Here is a 21,453-nt window from a genome sequence, read left to right as displayed (position 1 = left end):
TTCAATTAATTATTATTACAGGTACGGCGACCAGGCAGGTGATTTTACCTGTCCATCAGTTGCCGGAATACGCGCTTTGAAACGCCCATCTGTAGAAACCAGATTCAGCACCGATCCCATCCCCTGAGAAGAGCTGTAGATAACCATAGTGCCGTTAGGTGCCAGACTTGGCGTTTCATCCAGGAAGGTTGACGATAAAACTTGTACGCCACCACCACCCAGATCTTGTTTGGCAATGTGCTGCTGACCACCGGCCGAGCTGACCATTACCATAAACTTACCGTCAGCGCTCACGTCTGCGTCCTGGTTCTGTGAACCTTCCCAGGTGATACGCTGCGGTGCACCGCCGTTAACATTAACTTTATAAACCTGTGGACGACCCGCCTGGTCAGAGGTAAAGGCCAGGTTCTGGCTGTCCGGGAACCAGGTTGGTTCGGTGTTGTTGCTGCGACCGTCGGTGACCTGACGGATCTGACCGGAACCGATGTCCATTACGTACAGGTTCAGGCTACCGGTTTTAGACAGCGCAAACGCCAGTTTAGAACCGTCCGGCGAGAAGGCCGGTGCCCCGTTGTGACGTGGGAAAGAGGCAACCTGACGCACCGCGCCGTTAGACAGAGTCTGGATAACCAGCGCTGAACGACCGCTTTCGAAGGTTACGTAGGCCAGCTTAGAACCGTCCGGTGACCAGGCCGGTGACATCAGCGGCTGTGGTGAACGATGAACGGTGAACTGGTTGTAACCGTCGTAGTCAGAGACGCGCAGCTCATACGGGAACTGGCCGCCGTTGGTCTGCACGACATAAGCGATACGGGTACGGAACGCGCCTTTGATGCTGGTCAGCTTCTCAAACACTTCGTCGCTTGCCGTGTGACCCGCATAACGCAGCCACTGCTTGTTCACTTTATAAGTGTTCTGTGCCAGTACGGTGCCCGGTGCGCCACCGGTGTCAACCAGCTGGTAAGCCACGGTATAACCGCCGTCCGGGTTAGGCGTAACCTGACCCACGACCACCGCATCGATACCCAGCGCAGACCATGCCGCCGGTTGTAACTCTGCCGCTGTGCCCGGCTGCTGTGGCAGACGAGAACGATCTAACGGGTTGAATTTACCGCTGTTGCGAAGGTCAGCGGCAACAATGCCACCCACATCTTCCGGCGCAGCACCTGGCCCTTTCCACTGGAATGGAACCACACCAATCGGACGTGCCGAGTCCACCCCCTGGGTGATCTCGATACGCACTTCTGCGTGCAGCACCGCTGCCCACAGCACTAAGAAACTCATTGCAACACGTAATGCCTGCTTCATCATATCTCCCATACCCGGGTAACCTTACCCGCGATAATTTAGCAGAATGTTAACAAACCCAAATAAACAAAACTACCAATCCACAGCCTCAAACGTAGACTGTTTTGCTAACTTTAGCGGGAAAATCGCTACAGTTTGAAGTCCAGTTTGGCATCTTTTACTTTTTCATAAACAGCCTGGCTAGGCGGTTTAGGAATTCTGGCAGTTTTTGCCGCCGTCAGCGCAGCCTGACATAACGCAGGATCACCACCTTCCTCAGTAACATCCAACAGCAGGCCGTCTGGTGCCAGCTTGATGTGCAGCACACAGGACTTACCGGCATACAGATCAGCGCCATATAAGCGGCTCTGAATGGCATTACGGATTTGCGAAGCATATGCACTAATATCAGCGCCTGACGCGCCACCATTAGTACCACTTGTTCCGCTATCTTTTGCCGGCTGACCATTACCTTTTGCCCCACCCGATTTCGGCGCATTCTTACCTGAGCTCAGATCGCCGAACAGGTCATCAACGTCCGATGCAGCAGCTTTTTCCGCGGCGGCTTTTTTCGCTGCTGCGGCTTTCGCGGCGGCAGCTTTGTCAGCAGCTGCTTTATCGGCAGCTGCTTTCTTATCTGCAGCGGCTTTTTTATCTGCAGCTGCTTTTTCTGCCGCAGCGGCTTTCTTCTCAGCGGCCGCTTTCTCGGCAGCAGCAGCTTTTTCAGCTGCGGCTTTTTCTGCTGCAGCAGCCTTTTTAGCCGCGTCGGCAGCCGCTTTCTTCTCGGCTTCCTGGGCTGCTTGTTTGGCTGCTTCCGCTTCCGCTTTTTTCTTCGCGTCAGCAGCAGCTTTCTTCGCAGCTTCGGCTTCTACTTTCTTCTTCGCATCAGCAGCGGCTTTGGCGGCTTCAGCTTCAGCCTGTTTTTGCGCATCGGCAGCGGCTTTTTTCGCGGCTAATGCAGCGGCATCCGCGGCCTGTTTTGCCGCTTCAGCAGCTTGTTTCGCCTGAGCATCTGCCTGCGCTTTGGCATCCGCTGCGGCTTTGGCTGCTGCCTCTTCCGCCTGCTTCTGTTTTTCCTGCGCTTGCTTCGCTGCGGCTTCCGCCTGTTTCTGCTGCTCCGCCTGCTCTTTCGCCGCTTCCTGCGCCTGCAAACGTTCTTTCTCAAGCTGCTTCAGACGTTCCTGCTCGGCGGCCTGCTTTTCACGCAGCTCTTCCGCCTGCTGTTGCGCCTGCTTTTCGCGTTGCTCTTCAGCACGTTTTGCACTCGCCTGCTGCTGTTGCTGGCGGTTATAGTTTTGCACCACCGCGCCGGGATCGACCATCACGGCATCGATGGATGAACCTCCCCCACCGCCAGCAGCGGTATCGAGATGCTCATCGAACGAACTCCAGATCAGTGCTGCAAAAAGAATGACATGCAGCACTGCCGAGATAATGATCGCCCGCTTAAGCTTATCGTTTTGTTCGGTTGCCTTTGACACTATGGGTTCCCAAAAACTCTGTTGTGTACGCAGATGATCAAATAGGCTGCGTCATCAAGCCGACTGACTTAACGCCCGCGCTATGCAACAGGTTCAGCGCCTTTATAATTTCATCGTAAGGCACGTCTTTCGCACCACCGATTAAGAAGACCGTTTTCGGATTGGACTGCAGACGTCGTTGCGCTTCGGCAATGACCTGCTCCGGCGGGAGTTGATCGAGACGATCCTTTTCAACCACCACGCTGTACTGCCCTACTCCGGATACTTCAATGATGACCGGTGGATCGTCATTGCTGCTTACAGCCTGAGATTCTGTCGCATCCGGCAGATCAACCTCAACGCTCTGGGTGATGATGGGTGCTGTGGCCATAAAGATCAGCAGCAGCACCAGCAGCACGTCCAGCAGCGGTACAATGTTGATTTCGGACTTCAGTTCGCGACGACCCCGTCCACGCTGTCTGGCCATGGTTTACCCCTTGTTACTCTCGGTACTGGTAAACGCCTGGCGGTGCAGAATCGCGGTGAACTCTTCCATGAAGTTGTCGTAGTTCAGTTCCAGTTTGTTCACGCGCTGATTCAGGCGGTTGTACGCCATTACCGCAGGAATAGCAGCGAACAGGCCGATAGCGGTCGCGATCAGTGCTTCTGCGATACCCGGTGCAACCATCTGCAGCGTCGCCTGTTTTACCGCACCCAGGGCGATAAAGGCGTGCATGATCCCCCAGACCGTACCAAACAGACCGATATACGGGCTAATGGAACCGACGGTGCCGAGGAACGGAATGTGCGTTTCCAGCGTTTCCAGTTCACGGTTCATTGAAATGCGCATCGCACGGGATGCCCCTTCAACGACCGCTTCCGGCGCATGGTTGTTAGCGCGGTGCAAACGGGCAAACTCTTTGAAGCCGCTATAGAAAATTTGCTCGGAGCCGGAGAGGTTTTCACGACGCCCCTGGCTTTCCTGATACAAACGGGAAAGTTCGATACCGGACCAGAACTTATCTTCAAAGGCTTCCGCTTCACGGGTTGCCGCATTGAGGATTCGGGTTCTCTGGATGATGATGGCCCAGGAGGCGATAGAAAAACCAATTAAAATGAACATGATAAGTTTAACCAGAAGGCTAGCCTTCAGGAACAAATCAAGGATATTCATGTCAGTCACTGCTTAAACTCCGCGACAATAGACTTAGGAAGCGCACGAGGCTTCATGATGATTGGATCAACACAGACGATCAGGACTTCAGCTTCGTTCAGTACCGTGTTTTCTGCATTGACGATCCGCTGCGTGAAAACCATTGAGGTCCCGCGCATTGATGTTATTTCCGTTTGGACTTCGAGCATATCGTCGAGTCTGGCGGGCGCAAAATACTCCAGCGTCATCTTGCGTACCACGAAGGCAACTCGCTCCGCCAACAGAACCTGCTGGCTAAAGTGATGATGGCGCAGCATTTCAGTGCGTGCTCGTTCATAAAAGGCAACGTAGCTGGCGTGGTACACCACACCACCGGCATCCGTATCTTCGTAGTAGACACGCACCGGCCATCGAAATAGCGTTGTATTCACTTTACATCCCGGTAATACAAAAAGGGTCAGATCTTCTAAACTTCGCTACTATACGCGCGGGAATGGTGGTTTGGAATGGGGGAAAGTAAACAGAGAGTAAATTTTTATGGGCCAGGGTAAGCCCATAATATTAACGGATAGTTCTTATTCAGCTGAAAAAGAAAATCAGGCCTACCAGCAGGATCACATCCGCCAGCAGCGGGCAGAAGATGCCCTGCCAGAGTAAGGCTTTCGGGCGAAAGCCGACGCCGTGGATCACCCCAGCGCACACTGCCCACATGATGAGAAAACCGTGCCAGATTTCCAGCTCGCTGGTCTTCGCCGCAAAGCGCGACGGGTCCCAGAAGATGCAACCCGCCAGCAGTAACGCCATCACTAAGGAAAGCGCCCTCAGCGGGCGCTTGTCCATGATCCCGTAGAGATACGCGATCATCAGTGTTTTTCTTCACCAGCTTTGGACGCTTCAACGTGCTCAAGCGCCAGGGCGGTGATCACACCAAATGCACAGGCAAGAAGCGTTCCTAAAATCCATGCGAAATACCACATATTCAGCTCCTTCCTTAATACATAGAGTGAGAATTACTTTCGATATGTTCTTTCGTGATACGACCGTACATTTTCCAGTAACACCAGGTGGTGTAGGCCAGAATGAGCGGTACGAACACGGCAGCCACAAACGTCATCAGGTTCAGCGTCATCTGACTCGAGGTGGCATCCCACATCGTCAGGCTAGCATTCATCATGGTGCTGGATGGCATCACGAATGGGAACATCGCGATACCGGCCGTCAGGATGATGCACGCCAGCGTCAGTGAGGAGAAGACGAAGGCCCATGCGCCTTTTTCCATGCGGGAAGTCAGCAGGGTCAGCAGCGGCAGCACCACGCCCAGTGCCGGGATAGCCCACAGAACCGGCATATTATTGAAGTTCACCAGCCAGGCACCTGCCTGACGTGCCACTTCTTTGGTCAGCGGGTTAGACGGCGCGGTATGGTTAATCGCCGATGTCACTACGTAACCGTCGATACCGAACATCACCCAGACACCCGCCAGCGCGAAGCCGACCAGGGTCACCAGGGCCGCAATCTGCGAGACGGCGCGGGAGCGCAGGTGCAGTTCACCCACGGTACGCATCTGCAGATAGGTGGCACCCTGAGTCAGGATCATCGCCACGCTGACCACGCCCGCCAGCAGACCGAACGGGTTCAGCAGCTGGAAGAAGTTGCCGGTGTAGTACAGACGCATGTATTCATCGAGGTGGAACGGCACGCCCTGCAGCAGGTTGCCGAACGCCACGCCGATCACCAGCGGCGGCACGAAGCTACCGATGAAGATGCCCCAGTCCCACATGTTGCGCCAGCGGGTGTCTTCGATCTTCGAACGGTAGTCAAAACCGACCGGACGGAAGAACAACGACGCCAGCACCAGGATCATCGCCACATAGAAGCCGGAGAACGCAGCCGCGTAGACCATCGGCCAGGCAGCGAACAGCGCGCCGCCTGCGGTGATCAGCCACACCTGGTTACCGTCCCAGTGTGGGGCGATGGAGTTAATCATAATTCGACGCTCGGTATCATTACGACCGAGGAAGCGGGTGAGCATGCCCACCCCCATGTCGAAACCGTCAGTGACCGCAAAACCAATCAGTAAGATCCCGACCAGCAGCCACCAGATAAAACGCAATACTTCATAATCGATCATTTGACGACTCCTGTCTTAGCGTGCCGGCTGAGAAGCCACGGTGGACTGCTCGTAGTGGTAGCGACCGGTTTTCAGGCTGCTTGGGCCAAGGCGCGCAAATTTGAACATCAGGAACAGTTCAGCCACCAGGAACAGGGTGTACAGGCCACAAATCAGCAGCATGGAGAAAATCAGATCCCCGGCGGTCAGGGAGGAGTTGGCCACCGCGGTTGGCAGCACCTCACCGATAGCCCACGGCTGACGGCCGTATTCCGCAACAAACCAGCCGGATTCAATGGCAATCCACGGCAGTGGCATGCCGTACAGCGCAGCACGCAGCAGCCATTTACGCTGACCGATACGGTTACGAATGACCGACCAGAAGGAGGCGCCAATGATCAGCAGCATGATGATGCCGCAACCAACCATGATACGGAACGCGAAGTACAGCGGTGCAACGCGTGGAATCGAGTCTTTGGTCGCCATCTGGATTTGCTCTTCCGTCGCGTCAGAGACGTTCGGGGTATAGCGTTTCAGCAGCAGGCCGTAACCGAGGTCTTTTTTCACGTCGTTAAATTGATCGCGAACGGACTGATCGGCAGAACCGGCACGCAGCTGTTCCAGCAGGGAGTAAGCTTTCATCCCGTTACGGATACGCTCTTCATGCTGTACCAGCAGATCTTTCAGACCGATAACCGGCGTATCCACAGAGCGGGTGGCAATGATGCCCAACGCATAAGGGATCTGAATAGCAAAGTGGTTTTCCTGCGCGTCCTGGTCGGGAATACCAAACAGGGTGAAGGCTGCCGGAGCCGGTTGGGTTTCCCACTCTGCTTCGATCGCCGCCAGTTTGGTTTTCTGCACGTCGCCCATCTCGTAACCGGATTCATCACCCAGCACGATAACAGAGAGGATGGCCGCCATACCGAAGCTCGCCGCGATGGCGAAGGAGCGCTTAGCAAAGGCGAAGTCACGACCACGCAGCATGTAGTAGGCGCTGATCCCCATGACGAACATTGCGCCACAGACATAGCCGGATGCCACAGTGTGAACAAATTTCACCTGAGCGACCGGGTTCAGCACCAGCTCGGAGAAGCTGACCATCTCCATACGCATGGTTTCGAAGTTAAAATCTGACGCGATAGGGTTCTGCATCCAGCCGTTGGCTACCAGGATCCACAGTGCGGACAGGTTAGAGCCTAAGGCGACCAGCCAGGTCACAGCCATATGCTGCACTTTACCCAGACGATCCCAGCCAAAGAAGAACAGACCTACAAAGGTGGATTCGAGGAAGAAGGCCATCAGACCTTCAATGGCCAGCGGCGCACCGAAGATATCCCCGACATAGTGGGAATAGTAAGACCAGTTAGTCCCGAACTGGAACTCCATGGTCAGACCGGTGGCCACGCCCAGCGCAAAGTTGATACCAAACAACTTGCCCCAGAACTTGGTCATATCTTTATAAATCTGTTTGCCGGAAAGGACGTAGACCGTTTCCATAATGGCCAGCAGGAACGCCATACCGAGCGTCAGTGGCACAAAAAGGAAGTGGTACATCGCGGTCAAGGCAAACTGTAAGCGCGACAGTTCGACTACATCTAACATCATGACTCCTTGCTCATCGCATGAAGACTCCGGGAGTGGATCCTGCTAGAAAAGATCCACACACATGCCCCAATACAAAAAATTATCCGCATCCTTTCTTCGTTACTTAATCTTCCCAGGAGGAAAAAGCCATGATGAAAAGTTACAGATACGTTAATTAAAACCCGAAATTGATCCCGCAAATATATTACTCCGCAAAACCCTTACAATAAACAGGTTTTTATTGAAAGCGCTTTACGTTTTACGACAGCGATCAATATATAGCGACTTTACCACTTTTCAACCAAATTGATCGGGAGCAATTTAACGCTTTTTGACGCCCTTTTCCAGGTATTAAATATTGATATAAATCAATATTGCGCAGGCGTGTTAAGGGTGTATCCACATAGTAAACGCAATAGGCGTAATGTTAACGATATGTTTAAATATGCTATTGATCGTTATCGATGAAAGGAGGAAATATAAATAAAGGTGATTTAAATTAACGCGGAAATAGAGTCAACTTTTTAATAATTCCGAACTATTAATGCTGGTCATTTCACACTGTTTTTTTATTCTGTTTTTATCGGTGTTCTTTATTACAAATATTTTACTTTTAATAATCCGGAAATTAACACAGTAATGTTACCGGTTTGTTTCTCACCGCCAAAAAAAAGGCCATCTTACGATGGCCAACCATGTCGAAACGGACATTTATTATGTCAAAGCTCCCCGCACGGGGAGCAGAGAGGATTTACTTAATGATGGATTTCAGGGCTTCACCGATGTCAGCCAGGCTGCGAACGGTTTTCACGCCTGCTGCTTCCAGCGCCGCGAATTTCTCATCCGCAGTACCTTTGCCGCCCGCGATGATGGCGCCCGCATGGCCCATACGCTTGCCTTTCGGCGCAGTCACACCCGCGATGTAGCCCACAACCGGCTTGGTCACGTGGTCTTTGATGTACGCAGCGGCTTCTTCTTCCGCGCTGCCGCCGATTTCACCGATCATTACGATCGCTTCTGTCTGCGGGTCTTCCTGGAACAGCTTCAGGATATCGATGAAGTTAGAGCCCGGGATTGGGTCGCCGCCGATGCCCACACAGGTGGACTGGCCGAAACCGTAGTCGGTGGTCTGTTTAACCGCTTCATAGGTCAGAGTACCGGAACGGGAGACGATGCCCACTTTGCCTGGCTTGTGAATGTGACCCGGCATGATGCCGATTTTGCATTCGCCTGGGGTGATCACGCCCGGGCAGTTTGGCCCGATCATGCGCACGCCCGCTTCGTCCAGCTTCACTTTCACGGTCAGCATATCCAGCGTCGGGATACCTTCGGTGATGGTGATGATCAGTTTGATGCCTGCGTCGATGGCTTCCAGAATGGAGTCTTTGCAGAACGGGGCCGGAACGTAGATCACGGTGGCGGTGGCGCCAGTGGCTTCTACGGCTTCACGTACGGTGTTGAACACTGGCAGGCCCAGGTGAGTGGTGCCACCTTTACCTGGCGTAACGCCGCCAACCATCTGCGTACCGTAAGCAATCGCCTGCTCAGAGTGGAATGAACCCTGGCTACCGGTGAAGCCCTGGCAGATGACCTTGGTATCTTTATTAATTAAAACGGACATTATTTCCCCTCCACTGCGGCAACTACCTGCTGAGCGGCATCCGTCAGACTTTTCGCTGCAATAATATTCAGGCCGCTGTCAGCCAGTTTTTTCGCGCCGAGTTCAGCGTTGTTCCCTTCCAGACGCACCACTACCGGGACGTTTACGCCCACTTCTTCTACCGCACCGATAATACCGTCAGCGATCAGGTCGCAACGGACGATGCCGCCAAAGATGTTCACCAGAACCGCTTTCACGTTGTCGTCAGAGAGGATAATTTTGAAGGCTTCGGTCACGCGCTCTTTGGTCGCGCCGCCGCCCACGTCGAGGAAGTTTGCCGGCTCGCCGCCGTGCAGTTTAACGATGTCCATGGTGCCCATTGCCAGGCCCGCACCGTTAACCATGCAGCCGATGTTGCCATCGAGTGCCACGTAGTTCAGTTCCCACTGTGCAGCCTGAGCTTCACGTGGATCTTCCTGAGACTGGTCGCGCATCTGGCGCAGGTCAGCTTGGCGGAACAGTGCGTTGCCGTCAGCGCCCAGTTTGCCGTCGAGGCAGATCAGGTCGCCCTGCTTAGTGATCACCAGCGGGTTGATTTCGATCAGCGCCAGGTCGCGCTCCAGGAAGATGTTGGCCAGGCCCATGAAGATCTTGGTGAATTGCTGCACCAGTTTACCTTCCAGACCCAGTTTGAAGGCCAGCTCGCGTCCCTGGTAAGGCATTGGGCCTGCCAGCGGATCGATAGCGACTTTGTGGATCAGGTGCGGGGTCTCTTCCGCCACTTTCTCGATTTCCACGCCACCTTCGGTAGAAGCCATAAACACCACGCGACGGGAGCTACGGTCTACCACGGCACCGAGGTACAGTTCTTTTGCAATATCGGTCGCCGCTTCAACCAGGATCTGGTTAACCGGCTGGCCGCTCGCGTCTGTCTGGTAGGTCACCAGACGTTTGCCCAGCCAGTGCTCAGCAAAGGCGCGGATCTCTTCTTTACTGTTAACGACTTTCACACCGCCCGCTTTACCGCGGCCGCCAGCGTGAACCTGACATTTCACTACCCAAGGACCGGCGCCGATTTTAGATGCGGCTTCTTCTGCTTCGCGAGGGGTATTGCAGGCATAACCCACCGGAGCCGGTAAGCCATACCGGGCAAACAGCTGTTTTGCCTGATATTCATGTAAGTTCATGTGTTCTATCCATCCTTCAGGGTAATCGTTAGGTCATGCTTTTATAAGCCCGGCTGGCGACACGCCGCCGGGCAATGGTGCTAAAAACTAGACGTCCAGCAGCAGGCGAGTTGGATCTTCCAGCAGCTCTTTAATCGCTACCAGGTAGCCCACAGACTCGCGGCCATCGATCAGACGGTGGTCGTAGGAGAGCGCCAGGTACATCATCGGCAGGATCTCTACTTTACCGTCAACCGCCATAGGACGATCTTTGATGGCATGCATGCCCAGAATCGCGCTCTGTGGTGGGTTGATGATTGGAGTAGACATCAGTGAGCCGAATACGCCGCCGTTGGTAATGGTGAAGTTACCGCCGGTCAGGTCTTCTACGGTCAGCTTGCCGTCACGGCCTTTCACTGCCAGTTCTTTGATCTTCTTCTCGATGTCAGCCATGCCCAGAGTGTCTACATCACGCAGAACCGGGGTTACCAGGCCGCGTGGCGTAGAAACGGCCATGCTCACGTCGAAGTAGTTGTGGTACACCACATCTTCGCCATCAATAGACGCGTTCACTTCCGGGTAGCGTTTCAGGGCTTCAACAACCGCTTTCACGTAGAAGGACATAAAGCCCAGACGGATACCGTGACGTTTTTCAAACGCGTCACCGTACTGCTTACGCAGGTCCATGATTGGCTTCATGTTGACTTCGTTGAAGGTGGTCAGCATCGCGGTGGAGTTTTTCGCTTCCAGCAGACGCTCGGCCACGCGCTTACGCAGGCGGGTCATCGGGACGCGTTTTTCACTGCGTGCGCCAAGCTGAGGCTGTGCAGCCGGAGCCGGTGCAGCAGCTGGCGCTTTCGCTTCCGTTGCGGCTGGTGCTTTCGCCAGGTGTTTTTCCACATCTTCGCGGGTCAGACGACCGCCGACACCGGTGCCTTTAATGGCCGCCGCGTCGAGGTTGTGCTCGGCCAGCAGGCGACGGATCGCCGGGCTGAGCGCGTCGTTGGTCTGCTCTTCCAGAGAAGCCTGCTGGCGCTGTGCCGGCGTAGAGGCTTTCTCTTCAGATTTGGCGCTGGACTCTTTGCCCGCGCTGTTACCTTCACGCAGGCGACCCAGCAGCTGACGAGAGGTTACGGTCGTGCCTTCATCTTCCAGCACTGCATCCAGAATGCCATCCGCCGAGGCCGGTACTTCCAGTACCACTTTGTCAGTTTCGATTTCTACCAGCACTTCATCGCGTTTTACCGCATCGCCCGGTTTTTTGTGCCAGGTTGCAACGGTCGCATCAGCGACGGATTCAGGCAGGTCGGGAACAAGAATATCTACGCTACTCATTATTTATCCTTTAATTAATCGACGTTCAGCGCGTCATTAACCAGATCTTGCTGCTGCTTCTGGTGAACGGACATATACCCTACTGCCGGAGAGGCAGAGGCCGGGCGACCTGCGTAACGCAGAGCAGACCCAAATGGAATCACTTCACGGAAATGATGCTGGCTGCAGTACCATGCGCCCTGGTTGAGCGGCTCTTCCTGGCACCAGACAAAATCATGTACGTGAGCATAAGGTTTTAATGCGTCCTGCATCGCCTGATGCGGGAACGGATAAAGCTGTTCGATACGCACGATGGCGACATCTTTCTGATCGTTCTTACGGCGCTGTTCCAGCAGGTCGTAGTAAACCTTACCAGAACACATCACCACGCGTTTAACTGCCTGCGGATCCAGCTCGTCAATCTCGCCAATTGCCGGCATGAAGGTGCCATTTGCCAGCTCATCCAGCGTGGAGACCGCCAGCGGGTGACGCAGCAGAGATTTCGGTGACATCACCACCAGCGGACGACGCATCCCGCGCAGCGCCTGACGACGCAGCATGTGGTAAACCTGTGCCGGGGTAGACGGAACACAAACCTGCATGTTCTGCTCGGCGCAAAGTTGCAGATAACGCTCCAGACGCGCGGAGGAGTGCTCCGGACCCTGCCCTTCGTACCCGTGCGGCAGCAGCATCACCAGGCCACACATACGGCCCCACTTCTGCTCGCCAGAAGAGATGAACTGGTCGATAACCACCTGCGCACCGTTGGCGAAGTCGCCGAACTGCGCTTCCCAGATGGTCAGGGTGCGTGGTTCTGCAGTGGCGTAACCGTATTCAAACGCCAGCACCGCTTCTTCCGACAGCACGGAGTCCCAGACCTTGAACTGGCCCTGACCGTTATGCACGTGCTGCAGCGGAGTGTAGGTGGAACCGTTGGTCTGGTTATGGATCACCGCATGACGGTGGAAGAAGGTGCCACGGCCCGCATCTTCACCGGACAGACGAACCGGAATGCCTTCGTCAACCAGGGTTGCGTAAGCCAGGTTTTCCGCGCCACCCCAGTCGAACAGCTTCTCACCTGCCGCCATGGACTGACGGTCAGAGTAGATTTTCTGCACGCGGGACTGCATCTCAATGGCTTCTGGTACGGTGCTGATGCGTTTAGCCAGCTCCTGCAGACGCTTCATCTCGACCTTGTTCGGGTAGCTCTCATCCCACTCGTGGTTGAGGTACGGCGACCAGGTAAAGGAGTGCATGTTCATCGGACGCAGCTCTTTCACCACGCACTCGCCGGCATCCAGCGCATCGCGGTAGAGATTCACCAGCTCGGTGGCATCTTCCAGCGTCACAACCTTCTCCGCTTCCAGCTTGTCAGCGTAGATTTTGCGCGGGGTCGGATGCTTTTTGATTTTCTGGTACATCAGCGGCTGGGTTGCACTTGGCTCGTCCGCTTCGTTATGGCCATGACGGCGATAGCAGAACAGGTCGATCAGTACGTCACGCTTGAAGGTATTACGGAAGTCCAGCGCCAGACGGGTAACGAAAGCGACCGCTTCCGGGTCATCCGCGTTGACGTGGAAAATTGGCGCCTGAACCATCTTACCGATATCGGTACAGTATGGAGTAGAACGCGCGTCCAGCGGGTTAGAGGTCGTGAAGCCCACCTGGTTGTTAATCACGATGCGAACGGTACCGCCCACTTCGTAACCGCGTGCTTTGGACATGTTCAGGGTTTCCTGAACCACGCCCTGGCCGGTGATCGCCGCATCGCCGTGAATGGTGATTGGCAACACTTTATTGCTGCTCGGCTCGTCCAGACGATCCAGACGGGCGCGTACGGAACCGATCACCACCGGGCTGACGATCTCCAGGTGCGACGGGTTGAACGCCAGCGCCATGTGCACCAGGCCGCCGTTGGTTTCGATATCCGATGAGAAGCCCATATGGTACTTCACGTCACCGGTACCGAGGTGTTCTTTATGTTTGCCCGCGAACTCGTCGAACAGATCCTGCGGCTTTTTACCCAGCACGTTGATCAGTACGTTCAGACGACCACGGTGCGCCATGCCCAGTACCACTTCGCGGGTACCGCTGTTGCCCGCATGGCGGATCAGCTCTTTCAGCATTGGCACCAGCGCATCGCCGCCTTCCAGCGAGAAGCGTTTTGCGCCCGGGAATTTCGCGCCCAGATAGCGCTCCAGCCCTTCTGCTGCGGTCAGTTCGCCAAGGAAGCGCTTCTTCTCGTCAGCATTGAAGGTGGATTTACCGGCAACCGATTCAATACGCTGCTGGATCCAGCGCTTCTCTTCGGTTGAGGTGATGTGCATGTATTCCGCACCGATGGAGCCGCAGTAAGTTTGCTTCAGCGCCTCCAGCAGCTCGCCCAGCTTCATCGTGTCTTTGCCGATCGCGAAAGAACCCACGTTAAAGGTTTCCTGGAAATCAGCTTCGGTCAGATCGTGATAAGCCGGATCGAGGTCCGCCACGCGCTCCTGCTGCCACAGACCCAGCGGATCCAGATTCGCATGCTGGTGGCCACGGAAACGGTAGGCGTTAATCAGCTGCAGGACTTTAACCTGCTTTGCATTGGTGTCAGGGTCGGAGATGGCGGAAGAGTAACGTGAGGCATCCTTCGCCAGACGACGGAAATAATCACGTGTTTTGGAATGAAATTGATCCGGTTTGACTCCTGTTCCAGGTAACTGCTGGAACATCGAACGCCAGTTAGCGTCCACTGAGTCAGGGTCGGTTAAGAAGTCTTCATAGAGCTGTTCAATCCAGCTTTGGTTTGCACCAGAGAGGAATGAAGAGTCCAGCCAGGCTTTCATTGCGCCGTTCTGCATCGTGATCCCTTAAGCATTTTTATGCTTACTTTCGCCGTAGAAACTACCACGCACACCACGTGTACGTGCCGGGGTTCACCTGCGAGCTCTTTTACTTTGGCCCGCGAAGGAACCTTTAGAAACTGTCTAGACTTCAGGGCAGTTTTTAAAGGTTTCTGCAATCTATCCCCTCTCCCTTTGGGAGAGGGTTAGGGTGAGGGGAACAACGCTCCCCTCTCATTACTTACGCACTGCGCTGCAACAACATCGACTTAATGTGGCCGATAGCGCGCGTCGGGTTCAGCCCCTTAGGACATACACTGACGCAGTTCATGATGCTGTGGCAGCGGAATACGCTGAAAGCATCACTCAGCCCTTCCAGGCGGTTGTCGGTTTCGGTATCGCGGCTGTCAATCAGGAAGCGGTACGCTGCCAGCAGGCCAGCCGGGCCGATAAACTTGTCCGGGTTCCACCAGAACGACGGGCAAGAGGTCGAACAACATGCACAGAGAATACACTCATACAGGCCATCGAGTTTTTCACGCTGCTCTGGCGACTGTAAATGCTCGCGAGCGGGTGGATTTTGCCCATTATTCAATAAGTAAGGCTTAATCTTCTCATATTGTGCATAGAATTGCCCCATGTCCACCACCAAATCGCGAACGACCGGCAGACCCGGCAGCGGGCGAATCACAATCTTCTGTCCTGGACGGTTGAGCGCCGAGATCGGAGTGATACAGGCCAGACCGTTTTTGCCGTTCATGTTCAGACCGTCGGAGCCACACACCCCTTCACGGCAGGAACGACGGAATGACAGTGTCGGATCTTTTTCTTTCAGCTGCATTAACGCATCAAGCAGCATCATGTCCCGGCCCTCTTCCGCTTCTAGGGTGTAATCCTGCATATGCGGAGCGTCGTCGACATCCGGGTTATAACGATAAACTGAGAATTCGAGTTTCATTGTCCTGTCTCCGCATTAATAAGTACGAATCTTCGGCGGGAACGCCGGACGCAGTTTCGGTTCCATATTGACGCTACGACGTGTCATGGATTCCGACTCTGGCAGGTACAGGGAATGGCACAGCCAGTTTTCGTCGTCACGATCCGGGAAGTCGAAGCGGCTATGCGCGCCACGGCTTTCGGTACGGAAGTTTGCAGAGACCGCGGTCGCGTAAGCGGTTTCCATCAGGTTATCCAGCTCCAGACACTCAACGCGCTGGGTGTTGAACTCGCTGGAAGTGTCATCCAGACGGGCATTTTTCAGACGCTCGCGGATCGCTTTCAGCTGCTCAAGCCCTTTCGCCATCGCGTCACCTTCGCGGAATACCGAGAAGTTGTGCTGCATGCACTCCTGCAGCGCCTTACGGATTTCTACCGGATCTTCACCGTTACGGTTACCGTTCCAGCGATTCAGACGTTCCAGAGAGGCGTCGATATTGGCGTCGGTGGCATCACGCAGCGGACCCTGCTCGGCAATGGACTCCTGCAGATGCAGACCCACCGCACGACCAAACACCACCAGGTCGAGCAGAGAGTTGCCGCCCAGACGGTTGGCACCGTGTACGGATACGCAGGCAATTTCGCCTACCGCGAACAGGCCCGGGATCACCACGTCTTCGCCCTGCTCGTTCACGGTCAGCGCCTGGCCGGTCACTTTGGTCGGAATACCGCCCATCATGTAGTGGCAGGTTGGGATAACCGGGATCGGCTCTTTAACCGGGTCGACGTGAGCAAAGGTACGGGACAGCTCGAGGATGCCCGGCAGACGGGATTCCAGAACCTCTTTACCCAGATGGTCAAGCTTCAGCTTCGCGTGCGGGCCCCATGGACCGTCGCAGCCGCGACCTTCACGGATTTCGATCATGATGGAACGCGCCACCACGTCACGACCCGCCAGGTCTTTCGCATTCGGGGCATAACGCTCCATAAAGCGTTCGCCATGTTTGTTCAGCAGGTAACCACCTTCACCACGGCAGCCCTCTGTTACCAGTACGCCCGCACCGGCGATACCGGTTGGGTGGAACTGCCACATCTCCATATCCTGCACCGGCACGCCAGCGCGGATCGCCATACCGACGCCGTCACCGGTGTTGATGTGGGCGTTAGTAGTGGACTGGTAAATACGGCCAGCACCGCCGGTGGCCAGCACGGTAGCGCGGGCTTTGAAGTAGACCACTTCACCGGTTTCGATGCACAGCGCGGTACAACCGACCACGGCGCCATCTTCGTTTTTCACCAGATCCAGCGCATACCACTCGGAGAAGATGGTGGTCTTGTTCTTCAGGTTCTGCTGATAGAGGGTATGCAGCAAGGCGTGACCGGTACGGTCGGCTGCTGCTGCGGTACGTGCCGCCTGCTCGCCGCCGAAGTCTTTCGACTGGCCGCCAAACGGACGTTGATAGATGGTGCCGTTCTCCAGGCGGGAGAATGGCAGACCCATATGGTCCAGCTCCAGAATCGCTTCCGGGCCGGTTTTACACATATATTCAATGGCGTCCTGGTCACCGATGTAATCGGAGCCTTTCACCGTGTCGTACATATGCCATTCCCAGTTATCATCATGGGTATTACCGAGCGCCACGGTGATGCCACCCTGCGCTGATACGGTATGGGAACGGGTCGGGAAGACTTTAGAGAGCAGCGCACAGCTCTGGCCGCTCTGGGAAATTTGCAGCGCCGCGCGCATACCTGCGCCACCGGCTCCAATCACTACAGCATCAAATTCTCTGACTGGCAGTTTCATTACACACCCCACACCACAACGAATCCATAAATAACGTAAACCGCAAGAGCAACCACAATAGCCAGCTGCAGAACGAGACGAATCGCCACGGGTTTAACGTAATCGGTCAGTACCTGCCACATGCCGATCCATGCGTGGATCAGGATGGAGGCCAGCGCCAGCAGGGTGAAGACTTTGGTGAATGCCGAACCGAAGAAACCGGTCCAGATTTCCCACGTCAGGTCGCCGCTGGTGGCAAAGAAACCGATCATGTAGATGATGTAGAGGGTGAGAACGATAGCGGTAGCACGGACCAGAATGAAGTCATGTACGCCGTTGCGTCCAAATGCGGAGGCGTTGCTTACCATACGAGGACTCCTGCGAGAAGTGAAAGCACGACAGTGATAACAAATGAGATGTTAGCGGTGCGTTTGCCGGCTTCGAAGGTCTCTTCAAGATAACCCACATCCATCAACATATGGCGGATGCCGCCGACGACGTGATAGGCCAGCGCGGTCAGGATGCCCCACATGATAAATTTCACGAAGAAACCGTTCATGATGGCAGAGGCCTGCTGGAATCCTTCCGGAGACGAGAGGCTGGTACCCAATAACCATAACAAGATACCCACCGCGACAAACGTGATCACGCCGGATACACGATGAAGGATGGACGCTATTGCCGTTACAGGGAATCGGATCGTTTTCAGATCCAGATTGACAGGTCTTTGTTTTTTCACATTTCTTATCATGAATAACGCCCACATGCTGTTCTTATAGTTTCCTTCCTCCGGACTGCGATGCGGGTCAGACAGCGTGCCTTTTATATAACTGTGCGTCATGCAAAACATTGCTTCCAGATGCTCAAATGACACGTTACAACGCTGGTTGGCTCGGGATTGCAGGGTTTTCCGGAGACCTGGCGGCAGTATAGGCCGTTCACAAAATCATTACAATTAACCTACATACAGTTTGTCTGGTTTTATGCGGAACAGTGATCAGGGTCACGATAACAACATCTTTTTAATTTTTAATCATCTGATTTGACAAATCTTAAACATTATTGTTACAAACATCACCAGAAAAGGCATATAATGCGCAAAAGTTATGAGGTCTCTCTTTCACCTGAGAATAAGTTATGTAACAGTGTGATGGTATTGACCGAAGTTATCAGGACAGTTATTAGTGATATACAGGTTTGAATAATTCGGACTGCACAAACACTGATTTGCTGTTATTTCTCTGATTTCTCATTCGCTTACCTGCTAGCGCCATTGCTCTGTACCCTGGTTTCTCCTCGTGAGCTGAGCGGCGAGCCAAATAACAAACTGGTAACAATGATAAATCAGTTGAATGCAAATCCGGTTAAGGGCAGTCTTAAGCAATAAGGCGCTAAGGAGACCGTAAATGGCTGATACTAAGGCAAAAATCACCCTAAATGGTGATACTGCTATCGAACTGGATGTGCTAAAAGGCACGCTCGGTCAGGATGTTATTGATATCCGTAGTCTTGGTTCTAAAGGTATGTTTACCTTTGACCCTGGTTTTACTTCCACCGCATCTTGCGAGTCCAAAATCACCTATATCGACGGTGACGAAGGCATCCTGTTGCACCGCGGTTTCCCCATCGATCAGTTAGCCACCGAATCCAACTATCTGGAAGTGTGCTACATCCTGCTGAACGGCGAAAAGCCGACCCAGGAACAGTACGATGAGTTCAAAACCACCGTTACCCGCCACACCATGATTCATGAGCAGATCACCCGTCTGTTCCATGCGTTCCGTCGTGATTCACATCCGATGGCGGTCATGTGCGGGATCACCGGTGCGCTGGCTGCGTTCTACCATGACTCCCTGGATGTAAATAACCAGCGTCATCGCGATATCGCCGCATTCCGTCTGCTGTCCAAAATGCCTACCATGGCCGCGATGTGTTACAAATACTCCATCGGACAGCCGTTTGTTTACCCACGTAACGACCTCTCCTACGCCGGTAACTTCCTGCGTATGATGTTCGCTACGCCGTGCGAAGAGTACGAAGTGAACCCGGTTCTGGAACGCGCCATGGATCGTATTCTGATCCTGCACGCTGACCACGAGCAGAACGCCTCTACCTCTACCGTGCGTACCGCAGGCTCCTCCGGCGCTAACCCGTTCGCCTGTATCGCTGCAGGTATCGCCTCCCTGTGGGGACCGGCACACGGCGGCGCGAACGAAGCTGCACTGAAGATGCTGGAAGAGATCAGCTCCGTTGAGCACATTCCCGAGTTTGTGCGTCGCGCGAAAGACAAGAATGACTCCTTCCGTCTGATGGGCTTCGGTCACCGCGTTTACAAAAACTACGATCCGCGCGCAACCGTGATGCGTGAAACCTGCCATGAAGTGCTGAAAGAGCTGGGCACCAAAGATGACCTGCTGCAGGTGGCGATGGAGCTGGAACACATCGCGCTGAACGACCCGTACTTCATCGAGAAGAAACTCTACCCGAACGTCGACTTCTACTCCGGTATCATCCTGAAAGCGATGGGCATTCCGTCTTCCATGTTTACCGTGATCTTTGCGATGGCGCGTACCGTGGGCTGGATTGCACACTGGAACGAAATGCACACCGACGGGATGAAAATTGCGCGTCCACGTCAGCTGTACACCGGCTACGAGCAGCGTAATTTCGAAACCGATATCACCAAACGCTAATAGCAATGCCCGGCGGCGCTACGCTTGCCGGGCCTACAAATACGACGAAAACCGGGTAAGCGTCAGCTCTACCCGGTTTTTTTATGTCTGACAATGTGGACACCAGTAAAACGGTCGCGACGACAATGTCGTTTTCTCAATTACCCCACCGCATCGCTCGCACTTTTTCCCCGCCCGATGAAACACCTTAAAACGGAACAGTGCCCCGTGATGCTTCTTCTCGTTCGCCACCCCACGGGTGTTGTACGACAGGCGCGGGATAGCCAGTAGCGCGTGCGCCAGCGCATCGAGCTGCTCTTCGGTCAGCTGTGACGCTTTATGCTGCGGCGCCAGCCCCACCTCCCACAGGATCTCGACCCGCAGATAGTTGCCTAAACCGGCGAGAAACGCCTGATCCAGCAGCAGTCCGGAAAATTGCCGGTTGCGGAATTTTGCTGACAATAACCGCGCTTTAACATCCTCTGCCGTCAGGCGTAAATCCAGCACATCCGGTCCCACCCGCTGCAGGAAGGGATGAGTGGTGAGCTGCTCCGCCGTCAGCATCTCAATATCCGAGGCGCTGTAGAGCAGAATGGTTTTCTCTGCGGTCTGTAACTTAACGCGCAACACCCGCGTAGTCTCTGGCTCATGGCCGGTATCTACCACCCGCCAGACGCCGTAAAGCTGGTTATGGCTGTAGAGCGTCAACTGGTTGGAGAAGTGAGTGAGCAGCGCTTTGCCGCGCGTCTCCAGATGCGTGACCCTCTCCCCGATAAGCAGGGACTCAAAGGGTTTTAACTGAGGAAAAGCAAACCACACGTCGGTGAGTGGTTTGCCTTTTATCGCCACCTCCAGGCTATCCGCCGCACGGCGGATCTCCGGGCCTTCTGGCATCATGACTCCTTATTTAGTGCGTTGCACCGCCGATCACTTTGATGTCGTGCGCCTGGCGCAACGCCACCGTAATGGCAATCTCCAGCGCCTGCTTCACGGTGTGCGCGGCCATGCTCGGGGCTCCGGGATGCGCCGCCGCCTGCTCAGGCAGGTAGGGGATATGGATAAAGCCGCCTTTCACCTCCGGCCAGTCGGCCAGCTTGTGCAGTACGCCATACATCACATGGTTGCAGACGAATGTGCCAGCCGTCTGCGAAACCGAAGCAGGAATACCGGCTTCGCGCAGCGCCGCCACCATCGCTTTGATCGGCAGCGTGCTGAACCAGGCGGCCGGGCCACCCGGCACGATGGCGACATCCACCGGCTGTTGCCCGCGGTTATCCGGGATGCGCGCGTCATCGACGTTGATCGCCACTCGCTCGACGGTGACATCCACGCGGCCACCGGCCTGCCCTATCGCCAGCACCACGGTGGGCTGCAGCGCGTCAATGGCCGCATTCAGCACCGCTAACGACTCGCCGAACACGCAGGGCAGCTGTCGGGCCACCACGCGGCAGTCGTCAATAATCATCCCATCAAGCAGCTTCACCACTTCCCAGGAGGGGTTAACGGTTTCGCCGCCAAAGGGCTCAAAACCCGTGATTAATACGGTTTGCATCATTTCTC

The 21,453-nt window shown here is 54.8% G+C and carries 20 protein-coding genes; 1 reads left to right on the top strand and 19 read right to left on the bottom strand.

Going from position 1 to position 21,453, the window contains the following annotated elements:
• Positions 1-15: 15 nt before the first annotated feature.
• The 17 genes from tolB to sdhC form a co-directional block, all read right to left on the bottom strand.
• A complete protein-coding gene (gene tolB, locus G7090_RS06610) occupies positions 16-1,308 on the bottom strand; it encodes a Tol-Pal system beta propeller repeat protein TolB (RefSeq protein WP_106992811.1) in 1,293 nt (430 codons plus the stop codon).
• A 128-nt stretch (positions 1,309-1,436) separates the two neighbouring features.
• Complete coding sequence (tolA, locus tag G7090_RS06605; RefSeq protein ID WP_106992383.1) at positions 1,437-2,768, bottom strand: cell envelope integrity protein TolA; 1,332 nt, start codon at positions 2,766-2,768, stop codon at positions 1,437-1,439.
• 37 nt (positions 2,769-2,805) lie between these two features.
• Positions 2,806-3,234: a colicin uptake protein TolR gene (gene tolR / locus G7090_RS06600; protein ID WP_106992382.1), complete on the bottom strand. Its 429-nt coding sequence runs from the start codon at positions 3,232-3,234 to the stop codon at positions 2,806-2,808.
• A gap of 3 nt (positions 3,235-3,237) precedes the next feature.
• On the bottom strand, positions 3,238-3,930 hold the full coding sequence (tolQ, locus tag G7090_RS06595; protein WP_106992381.1) for a Tol-Pal system protein TolQ: 693 nt from the start codon (positions 3,928-3,930) through the stop codon (positions 3,238-3,240).
• Positions 3,927-4,331 (bottom strand): tol-pal system-associated acyl-CoA thioesterase, encoded by a 405-nt coding sequence (ybgC, locus tag G7090_RS06590; protein ID WP_106992380.1) that lies wholly within the window; start codon positions 4,329-4,331, stop codon positions 3,927-3,929. The genes tolQ and ybgC overlap by 4 nt, the downstream gene beginning before the upstream one ends.
• 148 nt (positions 4,332-4,479) lie before the next feature.
• Positions 4,480-4,764, bottom strand: a complete 285-nt coding sequence (ybgE, locus tag G7090_RS06585; protein WP_106992379.1) for a cyd operon protein YbgE — start codon at positions 4,762-4,764, stop codon at positions 4,480-4,482.
• On the bottom strand, positions 4,764-4,877 hold the full coding sequence (gene cydX, locus G7090_RS06580; RefSeq protein WP_006177208.1) for a cytochrome bd-I oxidase subunit CydX: 114 nt from the start codon (positions 4,875-4,877) through the stop codon (positions 4,764-4,766). The genes ybgE and cydX overlap by 1 nt, the downstream gene beginning before the upstream one ends.
• Before the next feature lie 14 nt (positions 4,878-4,891).
• Positions 4,892-6,031, bottom strand: a complete 1,140-nt coding sequence (gene cydB / locus G7090_RS06575) for a cytochrome d ubiquinol oxidase subunit II (protein ID WP_106992378.1) — start codon at positions 6,029-6,031, stop codon at positions 4,892-4,894.
• Positions 6,032-6,046: 15 nt separating this feature from the next.
• Positions 6,047-7,615, bottom strand: coding sequence for a cytochrome ubiquinol oxidase subunit I (gene cydA, locus G7090_RS06570; protein ID WP_106992377.1), 1,569 nt, complete (start codon positions 7,613-7,615; stop codon positions 6,047-6,049).
• Between the two features lie 733 nt (positions 7,616-8,348).
• Entirely contained in the window at positions 8,349-9,218 is an 870-nt protein-coding gene (gene sucD, locus G7090_RS06565; RefSeq protein WP_032617085.1) for a succinate--CoA ligase subunit alpha, read from the bottom strand.
• A complete protein-coding gene (gene sucC / locus G7090_RS06560) occupies positions 9,218-10,384 on the bottom strand; it encodes an ADP-forming succinate--CoA ligase subunit beta (protein WP_106992376.1) in 1,167 nt (388 codons plus the stop codon). The genes sucD and sucC overlap by 1 nt, the downstream gene beginning before the upstream one ends.
• A gap of 87 nt (positions 10,385-10,471) precedes the next feature.
• Positions 10,472-11,698, bottom strand: coding sequence for a 2-oxoglutarate dehydrogenase complex dihydrolipoyllysine-residue succinyltransferase (odhB, locus tag G7090_RS06555; protein WP_166181883.1), 1,227 nt, complete (start codon positions 11,696-11,698; stop codon positions 10,472-10,474).
• A gap of 14 nt (positions 11,699-11,712) precedes the next feature.
• Positions 11,713-14,520, bottom strand: a complete 2,808-nt coding sequence (sucA, locus tag G7090_RS06550; RefSeq protein WP_166181882.1) for a 2-oxoglutarate dehydrogenase E1 component — start codon at positions 14,518-14,520, stop codon at positions 11,713-11,715.
• Positions 14,521-14,743: 223 nt separating this feature from the next.
• Positions 14,744-15,460 carry a succinate dehydrogenase iron-sulfur subunit SdhB gene (gene sdhB / locus G7090_RS06545; protein ID WP_039029333.1) on the bottom strand — a complete coding sequence of 239 codons (717 nt, stop codon included), beginning with the start codon at positions 15,458-15,460 and terminating at the stop codon, positions 14,744-14,746.
• Positions 15,461-15,475: 15 nt separating this feature from the next.
• Positions 15,476-17,242, bottom strand: a complete 1,767-nt coding sequence (gene sdhA, locus G7090_RS06540; RefSeq protein ID WP_144839768.1) for a succinate dehydrogenase flavoprotein subunit — start codon at positions 17,240-17,242, stop codon at positions 15,476-15,478.
• Positions 17,242-17,589, bottom strand: coding sequence for a succinate dehydrogenase membrane anchor subunit (gene sdhD, locus G7090_RS06535; RefSeq protein WP_106992372.1), 348 nt, complete (start codon positions 17,587-17,589; stop codon positions 17,242-17,244). Before sdhD ends, sdhA begins: the two co-directional genes overlap by 1 nt.
• The gene (sdhC, locus tag G7090_RS06530; protein ID WP_166185123.1) at positions 17,583-17,987 is read right to left on the bottom strand and encodes a succinate dehydrogenase cytochrome b556 subunit; all 405 of its coding nucleotides are present in this window, start codon (positions 17,985-17,987) and stop codon (positions 17,583-17,585) included. Before sdhC ends, sdhD begins: the two co-directional genes overlap by 7 nt.
• Before the next feature lie 640 nt (positions 17,988-18,627).
• Here sdhC and G7090_RS06525 point away from each other — a divergent pair.
• A complete protein-coding gene (locus G7090_RS06525; RefSeq protein ID WP_166181881.1) occupies positions 18,628-19,914 on the top strand; it encodes a citrate synthase in 1,287 nt (428 codons plus the stop codon).
• An 81-nt stretch (positions 19,915-19,995) separates the two neighbouring features.
• Here the strand turns inward: G7090_RS06525 and nei are convergent, their stop codons facing one another.
• Positions 19,996-20,787 (bottom strand): endonuclease VIII, encoded by a 792-nt coding sequence (gene nei / locus G7090_RS06520; RefSeq protein WP_166185120.1) that lies wholly within the window; start codon positions 20,785-20,787, stop codon positions 19,996-19,998.
• A gap of 13 nt (positions 20,788-20,800) precedes the next feature.
• Entirely contained in the window at positions 20,801-21,445 is a 645-nt protein-coding gene (gene pcp / locus G7090_RS06515; RefSeq protein WP_166181880.1) for a pyroglutamyl-peptidase I, read from the bottom strand.
• Between the last annotated feature and the right edge of the window lie 8 nt (positions 21,446-21,453).

Origin of the sequence: Leclercia sp. 29361 (assembly GCF_011290365.1) — a bacterium.
GTDB classification, from domain to species: domain Bacteria; phylum Pseudomonadota; class Gammaproteobacteria; order Enterobacterales; family Enterobacteriaceae; genus Enterobacter; species Enterobacter tamurae.
This window is presented reverse-complemented; position numbering and strand designations above follow the sequence as displayed.

What these genes read in the sequence shown, in the direction of transcription:
- tolB (WP_106992811.1), bottom strand. Translation starts at nt 1,308, where the DNA reads ATGAAGCAGGCATTACGTGTTGCAATGAGTTTCTTAGTGCTGTGGGCA.
- tolR (WP_106992382.1), bottom strand. Translation starts at nt 3,234, where the DNA reads ATGGCCAGACAGCGTGGACGGGGTCGTCGCGAACTGAAGTCCGAAATC.
- ybgE (WP_106992379.1), bottom strand. Translation starts at nt 4,764, where the DNA reads ATGATCGCGTATCTCTACGGGATCATGGACAAGCGCCCGCTGAGGGCG.
- cydX (WP_006177208.1), bottom strand. Translation starts at nt 4,877, where the DNA reads ATGTGGTATTTCGCATGGATTTTAGGAACGCTTCTTGCCTGTGCATTT.
- cydB (WP_106992378.1), bottom strand. Translation starts at nt 6,031, where the DNA reads ATGATCGATTATGAAGTATTGCGTTTTATCTGGTGGCTGCTGGTCGGG.
- cydA (WP_106992377.1), bottom strand. Translation starts at nt 7,615, where the DNA reads ATGTTAGATGTAGTCGAACTGTCGCGCTTACAGTTTGCCTTGACCGCG.
- sucD (WP_032617085.1), bottom strand. Translation starts at nt 9,218, where the DNA reads ATGTCCGTTTTAATTAATAAAGATACCAAGGTCATCTGCCAGGGCTTC.
- sucC (WP_106992376.1), bottom strand. Translation starts at nt 10,384, where the DNA reads ATGAACTTACATGAATATCAGGCAAAACAGCTGTTTGCCCGGTATGGC.
- odhB (WP_166181883.1), bottom strand. Translation starts at nt 11,698, where the DNA reads ATGAGTAGCGTAGATATTCTTGTTCCCGACCTGCCTGAATCCGTCGCT.
- sucA (WP_166181882.1), bottom strand. Translation starts at nt 14,520, where the DNA reads ATGCAGAACGGCGCAATGAAAGCCTGGCTGGACTCTTCATTCCTCTCT.
- sdhB (WP_039029333.1), bottom strand. Translation starts at nt 15,460, where the DNA reads ATGAAACTCGAATTCTCAGTTTATCGTTATAACCCGGATGTCGACGAC.
- sdhA (WP_144839768.1), bottom strand. Translation starts at nt 17,242, where the DNA reads ATGAAACTGCCAGTCAGAGAATTTGATGCTGTAGTGATTGGAGCCGGT.
- sdhD (WP_106992372.1), bottom strand. Translation starts at nt 17,589, where the DNA reads ATGGTAAGCAACGCCTCCGCATTTGGACGCAACGGCGTACATGACTTC.
- sdhC (WP_166185123.1), bottom strand. Translation starts at nt 17,987, where the DNA reads ATGTGGGCGTTATTCATGATAAGAAATGTGAAAAAACAAAGACCTGTC.
- G7090_RS06525 (WP_166181881.1), top strand. Translation starts at nt 18,628, where the DNA reads ATGGCTGATACTAAGGCAAAAATCACCCTAAATGGTGATACTGCTATC.
- nei (WP_166185120.1), bottom strand. Translation starts at nt 20,787, where the DNA reads ATGCCAGAAGGCCCGGAGATCCGCCGTGCGGCGGATAGCCTGGAGGTG.
- pcp (WP_166181880.1), bottom strand. Translation starts at nt 21,445, where the DNA reads ATGCAAACCGTATTAATCACGGGTTTTGAGCCCTTTGGCGGCGAAACC.